14 protein-coding genes are annotated in these 12,479 nt (G+C 72.1%); 7 read left to right on the top strand and 7 right to left on the bottom strand.

The window, feature by feature from the left end:
• The first annotated feature begins 17 nt into the window (after positions 1-17).
• Positions 18-896 (top strand): alcohol dehydrogenase catalytic domain-containing protein, encoded by an 879-nt coding sequence (locus VSH64_RS16550; RefSeq protein WP_326836496.1) that lies wholly within the window; start codon positions 18-20, stop codon positions 894-896.
• 28 nt (positions 897-924) lie between these two features.
• On the opposite strand, the gene VSH64_RS16555 is transcribed toward VSH64_RS16550, so the two are convergent.
• The 3 genes from VSH64_RS16555 to VSH64_RS16565 all read right to left on the bottom strand — a co-directional run bounded on the left by VSH64_RS16555 (position 925) and on the right by VSH64_RS16565 (position 3,887).
• Positions 925-1,221, bottom strand: a complete 297-nt coding sequence (locus VSH64_RS16555; RefSeq protein ID WP_326836497.1) for a hypothetical protein — start codon at positions 1,219-1,221, stop codon at positions 925-927.
• Positions 1,222-1,335: 114 nt separating this feature from the next.
• Positions 1,336-2,796 carry an amidase gene (locus VSH64_RS16560; RefSeq protein ID WP_326836498.1) on the bottom strand — a complete coding sequence of 487 codons (1,461 nt, stop codon included), beginning with the start codon at positions 2,794-2,796 and terminating at the stop codon, positions 1,336-1,338.
• Between the two features lie 86 nt (positions 2,797-2,882).
• On the bottom strand, positions 2,883-3,887 hold the full coding sequence (locus VSH64_RS16565; RefSeq protein ID WP_326836499.1) for a GlxA family transcriptional regulator: 1,005 nt from the start codon (positions 3,885-3,887) through the stop codon (positions 2,883-2,885).
• Between the two features lie 110 nt (positions 3,888-3,997).
• Here VSH64_RS16565 and VSH64_RS16570 point away from each other — a divergent pair, with 110 nt between their 5' ends.
• Positions 3,998-4,432 (top strand): winged helix-turn-helix transcriptional regulator, encoded by a 435-nt coding sequence (locus VSH64_RS16570; RefSeq protein WP_326836500.1) that lies wholly within the window; start codon positions 3,998-4,000, stop codon positions 4,430-4,432.
• 40 nt (positions 4,433-4,472) lie between these two features.
• Here VSH64_RS16570 and VSH64_RS16575 read toward each other — a convergent pair whose 3' ends face one another.
• Positions 4,473-5,837, bottom strand: a complete 1,365-nt coding sequence (locus VSH64_RS16575; protein WP_326836501.1) for an MFS transporter — start codon at positions 5,835-5,837, stop codon at positions 4,473-4,475.
• 272 nt (positions 5,838-6,109) lie between these two features.
• On the bottom strand, positions 6,110-6,622 hold the full coding sequence (locus VSH64_RS16580; RefSeq protein ID WP_326836502.1) for a winged helix-turn-helix transcriptional regulator: 513 nt from the start codon (positions 6,620-6,622) through the stop codon (positions 6,110-6,112).
• Positions 6,623-6,731: 109 nt separating this feature from the next.
• On the opposite strand from VSH64_RS16580, the gene VSH64_RS16585 reads away from it, so the two are divergent.
• The 5 genes from VSH64_RS16585 (at position 6,732) to VSH64_RS48515 (ending at position 10,432) form a co-directional block, all read left to right on the top strand.
• Positions 6,732-7,697: a nitrilase-related carbon-nitrogen hydrolase gene (locus VSH64_RS16585; RefSeq protein WP_326836503.1), complete on the top strand. Its 966-nt coding sequence runs from the start codon at positions 6,732-6,734 to the stop codon at positions 7,695-7,697.
• Positions 7,698-7,748: 51 nt separating this feature from the next.
• A complete protein-coding gene (locus VSH64_RS16590) occupies positions 7,749-8,138 on the top strand; it encodes a tautomerase family protein (protein WP_326836504.1) in 390 nt (129 codons plus the stop codon).
• A gap of 138 nt (positions 8,139-8,276) precedes the next feature.
• Entirely contained in the window at positions 8,277-9,209 is a 933-nt protein-coding gene (locus tag VSH64_RS16595) for a glycoside hydrolase domain-containing protein (RefSeq protein ID WP_326836505.1), read from the top strand.
• A gap of 95 nt (positions 9,210-9,304) precedes the next feature.
• Positions 9,305-9,823 (top strand): hypothetical protein, encoded by a 519-nt coding sequence (locus tag VSH64_RS16600; RefSeq protein ID WP_326836506.1) that lies wholly within the window; start codon positions 9,305-9,307, stop codon positions 9,821-9,823.
• Between the two features lie 255 nt (positions 9,824-10,078).
• On the top strand, positions 10,079-10,432 hold the full coding sequence (locus VSH64_RS48515) for an integrase core domain-containing protein (RefSeq protein WP_407655652.1): 354 nt from the start codon (positions 10,079-10,081) through the stop codon (positions 10,430-10,432).
• Here VSH64_RS48515 and VSH64_RS16610 read toward each other — a convergent pair.
• Both VSH64_RS16610 and VSH64_RS16615 read right to left on the bottom strand, forming a co-directional pair.
• Positions 10,326-11,783 (bottom strand): sensor histidine kinase, encoded by a 1,458-nt coding sequence (locus VSH64_RS16610; RefSeq protein ID WP_326836507.1) that lies wholly within the window; start codon positions 11,781-11,783, stop codon positions 10,326-10,328. The genes VSH64_RS48515 and VSH64_RS16610 overlap by 107 nt on opposite strands.
• Entirely contained in the window at positions 11,780-12,475 is a 696-nt protein-coding gene (locus tag VSH64_RS16615) for a response regulator transcription factor (RefSeq protein WP_326836508.1), read from the bottom strand. The genes VSH64_RS16610 and VSH64_RS16615 overlap by 4 nt, the downstream gene beginning before the upstream one ends.
• Positions 12,476-12,479: the final 4 nt, after the last annotated feature.

The following is a 12,479-nucleotide window of genomic DNA, read 5'->3' on the forward strand; positions in this document are numbered from 1 at the left end:
GAAAGGAAGGACACCCCGTGCGAGCACTCATCCTCACTGCCCCCGGCACCCCGGAGGTCGTGGACCTGCCCGATCCGCACGCCGGCCCCGGACAGCTCCGCATCAAGATCGCCGGCGCGGGGATCAACCCCGCCGACCTGCACATCCTCGACGGCGGCCAGACCGGCCTGGGCCTCGGGCTGGACATCGCGGGTGTCGTCGACGAGGTCGGCCCCGGTGTGCACGGGTTCGCCCCGGGCGCGCGCGTCGCCGCCTTCCAGTTCCCGCACGCCTCGCACATGACGGCCGGCGCCGCCGCCGAGTACGTGGTCGTGCCGGCCGACGCCGCGGCCGTGGTGCCCGACGGCGTCACGCTCGTGGACGCCGCCACCGTGCCGACCAACGCGCTCACCGCCGTGCAGCTGCTCGGCCCGCTCGGCCCCGGCGCCGGCCGGCGGCTGCTGGTCACCGGCGCGGCCGGCGCGGTCGGTGGTTACGGGGTGGCGCTCGCCGCCCACGCCGGCTGGGCCGTGACCGGGCTGGCACGCGCCACCGACCGGGAGTTCCTGACCCGCGCCGGCGCGGACCGCGGGATCACGGAGCTCGCCGAGGCGTCCGAAGTGGACGCCGTGTTCGACACGGCGCTGTTCAACGGAGCCGCGCTCGCACCGCTGCGGGACAACGGCTGGTACGTCGGGATCTTCCCGGGCCAGGAGCCGCCGGCCGAACGCGGCATCACCGTGACCGTCGGCGTGGTCCGCGCGGACGGAGCGGCGCTGGCGGAGCTGCTGGACCTCACGGCCCGCGGTGTGCTCGAAGCACGCACCGCCGGCACCGTCGGGCTCGACGAAGCGGACTCGGCGTACGCGAAACTGCGCGCCGGCGGCTCCCGCGGCCGCTGGGTGATCACGCCGTAGCCGGCGGACGGGGTGACCGGCGGCGCCGCTACCCGGCGCCGCCGGCGGCGACCGCCGCCCGCACCGATTCCGCGAAATCGTCATACGCCGCCACGATGTCCTCCAGGTCGAGCTCCTGGGGAAGATCCTCCACGTCCTGGCGGGCCAGCAGGTACGCCATGATCGCCTGGACCAGACGCGGCTCCTCGAGCTCACCGAGCCGCAGGTCGGACAGCGTGCCCGCCTCGGACCTCAGGCGGATCAACACCTCGTCCTCACCGTTCGGGACACTGACCAGGTAATCGTGTTCGGAGACCCATTCGACCTGCACCTGCTGCGTCGCCACTGTCCCGGACTCCGTTCCCGCCGACGTATGAGAACGGTCGTTCTCACCGCGCCAGTCTAGAAAACCGGGCCTCGGCGAGTCAACGCGACGGGCCGGGCCCGCGAGCGGCGCGGGTCACAGCGGTGGTGCCCGGAAGCCGCCGAGCTCGGCTTCGAGCAGCTCGGCCACGTGGATCGGCGTGCGGTCTTCGAACGCGGGGCCGAGCAGCTGCACCCCCGTCGGCAGCCCGTCTTCGGTGAGCCCGACCGGCGCGATGGTCGCCGGCAGGCCGGGCATCGACGCGATCCCGGCCCACACGAGCTGGCCGGGGTAGGCGTGGTCGACCCCGTCGACCGAGATCCGGCGGCCCCACTGCGGTTCGCTGTGGTCGTGCGGGAACGCCGGCGTGGGCATCGGCGGGCACACCACCACGTCGAACTCCTCGAACAGCCGGCGCCACGCCTGGCGGTGGCGTTGGCGGACCGCGTCGACCGCGATCCAGTCGCGGTGGCTGATCGCCGTGCCCCGCAGGTGTTCCGCGGCCAGGCTGTGATCATCGGGCGCCAGGTCCGCGGCCCGCTCGCGCAGCTGCTCGTACACCGGCGCGGGATGGCTCGCGCCGACCACCGAGTCGAAGAGCAGCACGAACGTGCGCGCCGCCTCGACCGGATCGGGCAGCAGCGGGCTCTCGAACGCCACGCTCGCCCCGGCGCGCGTGAACGCTTCGGTCACGCGCCGGATCCCGGCGCGGACGCCGGCCGAGGTCGGGATCAGCGGGTGGTCTTCGAGCACGAGCACGCGGTGGTCCGAGAGCTCGGCGTGCCGCGCCGGCGGCAGCCGCACCGACGTGACGCCTCCCGAAGCCACCGGATCGGGCGGCAGCAGCAGGTCGAGCACCAGCGCGAGATCACTCGCCGTGCGGGCCATCGGGCCGATCACCGTGAGGTCCTTTTCGGACGGCAGCGGCGGGTTCGGCGGAGCCGTGTGCCCGCGCGAAGGCAGCAGCCCCTGCGAAGGCTTGTGGGCGTAGACACCGGTGAAGTGCGCGGGCGCGCGCAGCGAACCGGCGATGTCCGACCCGATCGAGAGCGCACCGAAGCCGGCGGCGAGCGCGGCCGCCGACCCGCCGGAAGACCCGCCCGGCGTGCGGGTGACGTCCCAGGGGTTGTTGGTGGTGCCGTAGATCGCGTTGTAGGTCTGCAGGTCGCCCAGCCCCAGCGGCACGTTCGTCTTGCCGAGCACGATCGCGCCGGCCGCCTTCAACCGCGCGACCGGCAGCGCGTCCTCGTCGGCCACGAAGTCCTTGAACGGCGGGATCCCCCACGTGGTCGGCAGGCCCGCGACGTTGAACGATTCCTTCACCGTGATCGGGATCCCGAGCAACGGCCGGTCCTCGCCCCGCGCGAGCGCCGCGTCGGCTTCCCGCGCCGCCGCTCGCGCCCGGTCGAAGTCCGGCGCGCACACCGCGTTGAGCTCGGGGTCGTACTTCTCGATCCGCGCGATCGCCGATTCCGTGAGCTCGGCCGCGCTCACCCGGCCTTCGCGCAGCGCCGCCGAAAGTTCCCCCACGGTCGCGTAGGCCCAGTCCGCCTGCATCGGTGTTCCCCTTCCCGAATCCCCACGGTGCTCTCCACCGGACTGTACGGGTCTGACTTCCAAGATTGCAAGTCAGAGGGCGGGCGTCAGCTCACGTGGACGTTCGTGGTGTTGAAACGCTCCCGGTACGCGGCCGGCGTCACGCCGAACTCGCGGCTGAACGCGCGCCGCAGCGACTCCGGGGAACCGAATCCGGCGTGGCGGGCGATGGTCGAGATGGGTTCGTCACACACTTCGAGCCGTGACTTCGCGGCCTCGATCCTGACCTGTTCGACGTAGCGCGCCGGCGTGAGGTCCAGCTCCTCGCGGAACAGCCGGTTGAGGTGGCGCACGCTCACGCCCGCGCTGCGCGCCATGGAGGTGAGCGAGTGCGGCGCCGCCGGGTTCTCCACCACGGTGTCGAGGATCCGGCGCAGGCTCTCGTGCCGCGCGTGCGTGCTCTGGGCGCGCACGCTGAACTGCGACTGCCCGCCCGGCCGCTGCATGAACACGACCATGTCCTTGGCCGTGCTCCGCGCCACCTCGGCGCCGAAGTGGTCCTCCACCAGCGCCAGCGTGAGGTCGATGCCGGCACTCACCCCCGCCGAGGTGACCACGTCACCGTCGCGCACGAACAGCGCGTCGGCGTCGACGGTCACGCGCGGGAACAGCTCGGCCAATTCGGTGGTGAACCGCCAGTGCGTGGTGGCCCGCCGGCCGTCGAGCAGACCGGCGGCGCCGAGCAGGAACGCGCCGGCGCAGATCGACGCGACGCAGGCGGATCGCGCGGAAAGCTCCCGCACCGCACCGATCAGCGCCCGGTCGTGGATCACCCGGGGCCAGTTGGGTCCGCCGGGCACGATCAGCACGTCGTGGTCACGCTTGAGTCCACCGCCGAGGTCGGCGACCGCGCAGTCGGCCACCAGGCCGGCGCCGGTGGCGGTGACCACGGGCGCGCCGTCGGGCGAAACGATCGTGACGTCGTAGCGGGCCCCGAAGTCGTTGGCGGTGGCGAGCGTCTCCAGTGGACCGGTGAGGTCCAGCAGGCGGGCCCCGTCGTAGGCCAGCGCCACGACCCGGCGCCGGCCGCGCGCACTCGTCGTCGGACTCACCCGGCACCTCCGTTCGCCGTCCCGGCAGGTGTTTCACCGGGACGCGGCGATGCTAACCCTAGTCAGTTTGGCAGAACAACTTACCCACCGGAACGGGGTACGGTGACACCATGACCAAACCGCAGCCGCGCGCGTGCCCGATCGCGGGAACCCTGGAAACGGTGGGCGACCGGTGGTCCCTGCTCGCGCTGCGCGAGCTGTTCATGGGCGTGCACCGATTCGAGGGCATCGTCGCGAACACCGGGGTCGCGCGCGACGTGATGACCCGGCGGCTGCGGAAGCTGGAGGAAGCCGGGCTTCTCGTGCGCCACCGGTACAGCGAACGGCCGCCGCGCTTCGAGTACCACCTGACCCGCGCCGGGCACGACCTCGAACCGGTGCTGGTCACGCTGCGGGACTGGGGTTCGCGGCACCTGCCGGACCCGCCCGAGACCCCGCTGATCGTGCACAGCTGCGGCACGCCGGTGGCCCCGAGCGTGCTGTGCCCGGAGTGCGGCGAACCGTTGATGGGGCAGCTCACGGTCCACCACGACCGGGCGGGCTGACCGTCCACTTCGGCCGGTCGGCCCGCCCTTACCCGATGGCTCAGTGGTTGCGAGCCGCCGAGCGCGCGGACGGCAGGCCGAAGGCGGCGACGAGGGCGGCGACCGCCATCAGCCCGGCGGTCACGGCGAAGCTGAGCGAGTAGCCCGCCGCGGCCGCGTGCAGGCTCTCCGTGCCGGCGTCGGTGAGCGCTCGGGTCCGCGCGTCGCCGATCGCGACCAGCGTGGCCAGGCCCAGGGCCAAGCCGATCTGCTGCGCGGTGTTGTTGATGCCGCTGGCGAGGCCCGCGTCGGCACCGGTGGCGCCGTCGACGCTGGCGATCATCCCCGAGATCACGGTGAACCCGGCGCCCAGCGCGAAGAGCAGCACGCCGATGAACACGTCCCGCACGTACGAGCCGCCCACGTGGACGTCGGCGAACAGCACGAACGCCGCGGTGAGCAGCAGTGAACCGAGCACCATCACGGCGCGCTGGCCGATGCGCGGGATGAGCCGCGCGGTGAGCCAGCCGGTGAGCATGAACAGCGGGCCGATCGGCAGGAACGACAGGCCGGCGTAGAGCGCGTTGAGGTGCACGACCTGTTGCAGGTACAGGGCCAGCGTGAAGAACAGCACCGCCAGGGCCGCGCTGAACGCCAGGAGCACGAAGTTGCCGACCGCGCGGCGGCGCGAGCGCAGGAAACCCAGCGGCACCAGGGGGTTGGCGGCCTTGCGCTGCCACCAGAAGAACGCGGCCAGCAGCACCACACCCGCCGCGAGCGTGCCCACCACGAGCGGCGAACCCCACGACTGCTCGGACGAGGCCAGCAACCCGTACACGAGCAGCGTCAGCCCGAGGGTCACGAGCACGGCGCCCGCGATGTCGAGCCGGCCGGTGCGCGGGCCGCGGCTCTCCGGGACGAGGCGAGGCGCGAACGCCAGCGCGAGGGCCGCGATCGGCAGGTTGATGAAAAACACCCAGCGCCAGGACAAATACGTCACGAGCACCCCGCCGAGCACCGCGCCCAGCATGGCACCGAGGCCGCGCAGCACGCCCCACGTGGAGAGCGCGCGGGCACGCTCGCCGGGCTCGGTGAACAGCACGGTGACCAGCGACAGCGCGGCCGGCGCCACCAGCGCGCCGCCGACGCCCTGCAGGACCCGGCTCAGGATCAGCAGGGCCGGCGTGCCCGCCACACCCCCGATCGCGGACGCGACCGCGAACAACGCGAGACCGATCACGAACACGCGCCGGCGGCCGATGCCGTCCGCGATCCGCCCGCCCAGCAACAACAATCCGCCGAACGGCAGCGTGTAGCCGTTGACCACCCACGAAAGGCCGACATGGGTGAACGGGAGGTCCTGCTGGATCGGGGCGAGGGCGACGTTGACGACCGTGGCGTCGAGCAGCAACATCAGCTGGGCCACGGCGAGCACGATCAGACCCCACCATCGCCGCCGGTCTGCCGCGGCAGCCGACGCTGTGGGGGACAACGCTGAGGACATGAAGAAACTCCCGAGTCGGATGGATCCGAGCCGGCGAGAACCGCCGGCCACCGGATGCAACGACGGCGGGTGGCCCTTCGATCGTCCACAATGTGCCGTGCAGCAAGCAGTTCTGGCCATCACGGCCGGAGTTGTCCTACCGCGCTCAGCCGCACAGGCCGGTCCTCGGGCTGCTCTTCGGGCCGACTCTCGACCTAGTGCTCAGCCGAGCCCTCGGGCTGATCCGCCCAGTCGCCGTTCGCCGTGATCACCAGGTCGTCCAGGTCCACGACCTTGCCCGACGGCGTCGACGCGGTGATCGTGACCGGCTCGCCCGTGACCCGGTCCGACAGGCGGAACGGCCCGTCGTCGGGCTGCAGGTGCGTGTTGCCCCACTGCATCAGGCCGAACACCACCGGCAGCAGGTCGCGGCCGCGGTCGGTGAGGTGGTACTCGAACCGCGTGCGCACGCCCGGCTCGCGGTAGGGCTCCTTCACGAGCACGCCGAGCTCGGTGAGCAGCTTGAGCCGCGCGGCCACGATCGCGTCGGTGCTGTGGGTGCGGCGCACGAAGTCGTCGAAGCGGGTCGTGCCGTAGAGGGCTTCCCGCAGCACCAGCATCGTCGAGCGCGTGCCGACGACGTCGATCGCCCGCGCGACGGAGCAGTTTTCGTTTTCCAGCCGCCAAGCTCCGCGATCGGCGAGCGGGCCCTCGAACGTGACCGCCACCTTGCCTCCTGATCTCACTCCCTCTGACTACCATCGTACATAGCCAACCTGACTACCATCTATAGTAGCCAGTAAAGTTCCGTTCAGGTCAGAAGGAGAACGCCCGATCATGACCCTCGTCAAAGCGGCAGCGGTGCAGATCAGCCCGGTCCTCTACAGCCGGGAAGGCACCGTGGACAAGGTCGTCCGCAAGATCCTCGAGCTCGGGGCCAAGGGCGTGCAGTTCGCCACCTTCCCCGAGACGGTGATCCCGTACTACCCGTACTTCTCGTTCGTGCTGCCGGCGTACCGGCTGGGTGCCGAGCACAAGCGGCTGCTGGAGCAGTCGGTGACCGTGCCCTCGGCCGCGACCGACGCCATCGGCGAGGCGTGCCGCCAGGCCGGCGTGGTCGTGTCGATCGGCGTGAACGAGCGCGACGGCGGCACCATCTACAACGCGCAGCTGCTGTTCGACGCCGACGGAACCCTGATCCAGCACCGCCGCAAGATCTCGCCGACCTACCACGAGAAGGTGATCTGGGGCCAGGGCGACGGATCCGGCCTGCGTGCCGTGGACAGCGCGGTCGGCCGAGTCGGGCAGCTCGCCTGCTGGGAGCACTACAACCCGCTCGCCCGCTACGCTCTCATCGCCGACGGCGAGCAGATCCACTCCGCGATGTACCCGGGTTCCTTCTCCGGTGACCTGTTCGCGCAGCAGATGGAGGTGAGCATCCGCCAGCACGCCCTCGAATCCGCGTGCTTCGTCGTGAACGCCACGGCTTGGCTCGACGCCGACCAGCAGGCCCGCATCATGGCCGACACCGGTTGCCCGATCGGCCCGATCTCCAGCGGCTGCTTCACCGCGATCGTCTCGCCGTCGGGCGAGCTGCTCGGCGAGCCGCTGCGCGAGGGCGAAGGCGAAGTGATCGCCGACCTCGACTTCGACCTGATCGACAAGCGCAAGCTGCAGATGGACCTGCGCGGCCACTACGCGCGCCCCGAGCTCCTCAGCCTCACCGTCGACCGCCGCCCCGCGCAGCACGTCCGCGACCGCGACGTGCTCACCGCCGCGGTCGCCGAACCCGCCGACGCCTGACCACCCGGCCGGCCACCCCCGCTCGAACCCGACTCCCGAGGAGGACACCGAATGCCGTTCTACCAGTTCACCGTGCCGGCCGGCGGCGCGACGCTCGCGCACAAGGCCGAAGTCGCCACGGCGGTCACCCGCGTGCACAGCGAAGTCACCGGCGCACCCGCCGCCTACGTGCACTGCTCCTTCGTGGAAGTGGCGCCCGGCAGCATCTTCGTGGCGGGCCGGCCCGTGGAGGCGGCGCGCCTGGTCGGCCTCATCCGCGACGGCCGCTCCCCCGCGGTCCGGGCACGCCTGATCCACGGCATCGCCGACGCGTGGTGCGCGATCACCGGTGACACCAAGGAAAGCGTGGCGATCTTCCTCCAGGAGATCCCCGGCGCGAACGTCCTCGAAGACGGCGTGATCCTGCCCGAAACCGCCGACGAACCGGGCGCGATCCGCTAGCGGTCGCGGCGGGTGACCGCGCGGTTAGCCCGAATAGCCGCGGCTTCAGGCCTTACGAAAGCCCGTCGGCGCGGCCATCATGGGAGCCGGCCGGGACCCGGACCGCCGGGCCCGGCCCGCTCCGAGGGGGACGAGGGCATGGCCACCTGGTGGATCGACTACAGCGCCAAGAAGCTGTCCGCCGCCAAGATCACGAGCACTCCCGTCGGGCCGGCCGGGGAGCGGCCCACCGGGGTCATCCGCTACCTCGACGCCCCGGACCGGCTCGGCACCAAGCACACCGATCCGACCGAGTACCGCGACCTGCGCGCCGCCGGTCTCGGCATCGCGATGTACTTCGAGGTCGGGAAGAACGACCCGATGGGCGGGTTCGCACGCGGCCAGGAGTACGGCCGACGCGCGCTCGCCGGCGCGAACCTCCTCGGCTTCCCCGGCATCGTCTTCTTCTGCGCGGACCGCTGGTTCGACCAGCCGGACTTCCCGCTCGTCACCCCCGCCCTGTGGCGGTCGTACCTCGACGGCGCGGTCAGCGTGCTCGGCCGGGGCCGGGTCGGCGCGTACGGGTTCGCCGACGCCATCGACGCCGCCGTGGGCCACGTGGACTGCTTCGTGCAATGCGGCCGCAAGTCCGACGTCCGCGACTTCGTGCACGGCTGGCAGGACAACACCGTGCAGCCGCGGGTCGACGGCATCGCCACCGACCGCGTGCTGATCCGGCACCCGATCCCGTTCACCCCCGCACCGTCCGGCTTCCAGCACGACGAGGAGTGGCACATGCACCTGGCGTCCGGAGACAACCGCAGCCTGTCGTTCGACATCCCGGCCGGCGCCGGCCAGATCCGGGTCAACTGCCCGATCGACTTCCTGGTGGTGCACGGCATCTGGCAGGCCGGCGAAGGCCTGCCCGCGGGGAACAACTTCGACTACAAGTGGAGCTACGAGGAGGATTTCCGCGTCGATCGGCTGCGCCCGTGGAAGATCAAGGTGGCGGCCGGGGCGACGCAGGGGTCGATCATCTATTCGTACTCCCCCGGTCACCCGGAGCGAACGGCGTCGCTCTCCTTCCGCTGAGCCGCTCGCCTCACCCGGTCCGGGCGAGGCGAGCCGGTGGTCGCCGCCGTGACGATGGTGGCCGACGACCGCCGGCGCGCGGACGAGGAGGCGACATGACCGACCAGACGAGCGGGCACCGGGTACGGCGGGCCGGCGCGGTGATCGGGGCGCTGCTCGGCGCGCTCGCGGTCACGGTCGCGTGCTCGAACGACCAAAGTGGACAGCCGCCCGCCTCGTCCGCGGTGTCGGCACCGGCTTCACCCGCGCCGACGACGAGCCGGTCGGCGACCGAGTGCTCCGCCGTGACCACGGCCGCGCAGAACCTGGCCACGAAAACGGCTGCCCTCGTGACCGGGCAGGCGAGCCGCGACGAGGTGACCACCGCGGCCCGGGACCTGCGCTCCGCGCTCGACGCCGCCCGGGACACGCTCGGGCCCCAGGCACGCTCCGACCTCGACGCCGCCGGCACGGCGCTGCAGCAGCTGCAGGACGTGCTCACGACCCAGCCGCTCGACGTCACCGCGCTGCGCGCCGCCGCGACCCAGGTGGCCACCTCCATCGGCGCCGTCGTGTCCGTGTGCGGAGGCACGAGCACGCCGAGCAGCACGCCGAGCGGCGCGACCACCACCTAGGCGTATTGGGCCAGGACGTCGGTAGCGGGAAGCACGGGGTTGGCGTGGGGAGAGCCACTGGTCGAGGTGTGGCTTGTCCAGGACCCACGCCAACCGCAAGATCGGCTGCGACTACGTCCATTCCCCGGTCGATGACCCCTCCCGGCCGGCCTACTCCGAGACCACCCGGACGAGAAAGGCCCGACCTGCGCTGCTTTCCTCGCCCGAGCGATCGCCTCCTTCGCCGGCCACGGCATCACCCGGGTCGAACGGCTGATGACCGACCACGCTCGGGCCCATCGCTGCTCGCTGCGCGAGGTCCGCGCCGAGCACGGCATTCGGCCGAAGTTCATCAAGCCCCACTGCCCCTCGCAGAACGGCAAAGCCGAACATCTCAACCGCACCCTGCAAACCAAGTGCGCCTACCGCCAGACCTTCGCCGGCAACACCCAACGCCGCCACAACGCACTCGGCGACCACCCACCCACCACTCGACTGCCACCAACCCCATGGCCAAATACAGCTAGGCGCCCTCGGCCGGCAGCCGCACGAGAAGGCAAGCGCCCGTCGCCGAGTCCGCCACCACCAGCGAACCGCCGTGGCGGCGGGCGATCTCGCGCGCCAGCGTGAGTCCCAGGCCCGAGCCGCCGGCGTCGCGCGTGCGCGCGTCGTCCAGCCGCGCGAAGCGGTCGAAGACGCGTTCCCGCTCGGCCGGGGGAATTCCGGGACCGTCGTCGAGCACCTCCAGGACCACGGTGCCGGCGTGGTGGCCCACGGTCACCGTGACGGCGGAGCTCGCGTGGCGCACCGCGTTGTCGAGCAGGTTGCGCAGCAGGCGTTCCAGTTGCACGGGTTCGCCGAGCACCACCGCCGGTCCGTCCACAAAGGAGCGCACCGCCGGCTTGCCGGAGCCGGCCGACCGTTCGGCGACCTGTTCGCGCACCACGTCGGCGAGGTCGACCGGGACGCGCGCGACCCCGCCGGGATCGACGGCGAGCTGCAGCAGGTCGGCAGTGATGCGGTGCAGGCGGCCGACGTCGAGCAGCGAGCGTTCGGCGACGGCGGGCCAGTCGGCGCGCTCGGGGTGCGCGAGGGCGACTTCCAGGCCGGTGCGCAGGTTGGCGAGCGGGCTGCGCAGTTCGTGGCTCGCGTCGGCGACGAACCGTTCCTGCTGCTCGTGGGTGTGCTGCAGGCGGTCGAGCGTGGCGTTCGTCGTGTTCGCGAGGCGCGCGATCTCGTCGCGTGAGCGCGGCACGGGCACGCGGCGGCCGAGCTGGCTGGCGCTCACCTCGGCGAGCTCACGGCGGATCGCCTCCACCGGCCGCAGCGCCCGGCCCGCGGCGAGCCACGCGACCAGTGCGGTGAGCAGCACGGCCACCGGCACGAACACCGCCAGCGTCTCGTCGAACAGCTTCAGCGTGTTGAGCGTGTCCCACGGCAGCACGAACAGGTACACCGTCAACCGGTAGTGCGCGCCCGAGGTCGAGGGCGCCAGCCCTTCGGCCACAGTGGACCCGGTGCGCCCGGTCGGCTCGACGAGGGCCGCCGGCACGTTGTCGACGACGGTGCCCACCACGGTGTAGGTGCGGTACTCCCGCCACTGCGGGTGCGTGCCCGGGTGCAGGGCCTCGGTCGTCGTGGTCGTCCAGCCGTCCGGCGCACCGACCGGGGCCGGCGGCAGCGGCCGCCACGCCGGATCCAGCCGGGACAGCTGGGTGCTGTGCACGACCGCGCGGCCGTCGTCGGCGACCACCTCGAACTGCGCGTCACCGCTGAGCACCGCCGAGTCGAGCGCGCCGAGGCGGTAGGCGTCGGCGACCCGGTCGAGCTGCGCCCGCGTGGACCGCACAGCGTCACGCGAAAGCTGCACGGACACGAACTCCCGGATCCCCCACCACCCCAGCGCGAACACGGCCACGCTGAGCAGCACCGCCGCGAGCGCCGTGCTGCGCCGCGCGGACTCGGGCCACCACCGGCTCATCCGAGCCCGCCCGCGCCGGTTCCGTCGGCCACGAGCCGGTAGCCCACACCACGCACGGTGGCGATCGTGCGCCGGCCGAACGGCGTGTCCAGCTTGCGCCGCAACGCGCTCACGTAGACCTCGACGATGTTCGGATCACCCTCGTAGGCGACGTCCCACACCTGGCCGAGGATCTCGTGTTTGGCCACCACGTGCCCGTCGTGGCGCAGCAGGCATTCGAGCACGGCGAACTCCTTCGTGGTCAGCGCCACCGGGGTGCCGCCCCGCCGGCACGTGCGGTTCGCCGGGTCGAGCACCAGGTCGCCGAACGTGAGCGTCGCCGCCGCCCCCGCGCGGCCGCGCCGCACGAGCGCGCGCAGCCGGGCCGTGAGCACCACGTAGGAGAACGGTTTGCGCAGGAAGTCGTCGGCGCCGGTGTCGAGGGCCTCGGCCTCGTCGTACTCGCCGTTCTTGGCCGTGAGCATGAGGATCGGCGTGGTCACGCCCCGCTCGCGCAGCGCGGCGCAGACCCGGTAGCCGTTGAGTTTCGGCAGCATGATGTCCAGCACGATCACCTGGTACGGGTGCAGCTGCCCCCACTCCAGCCCGGTTTCGCCATCGTGGGCCAGGTCCACGGCGTACCCGTCGGCCTCGAGCCCCCACCTCAGCGTCTCGGCCAGCCGCTTCTCGTCTTCGACCACCAGCACCCTCATGAAC

This window comes from Amycolatopsis rhabdoformis, assembly GCF_035918295.1.
Classification (GTDB): Bacteria; Actinomycetota; Actinomycetes; order Mycobacteriales; family Pseudonocardiaceae; genus Amycolatopsis; species Amycolatopsis rhabdoformis.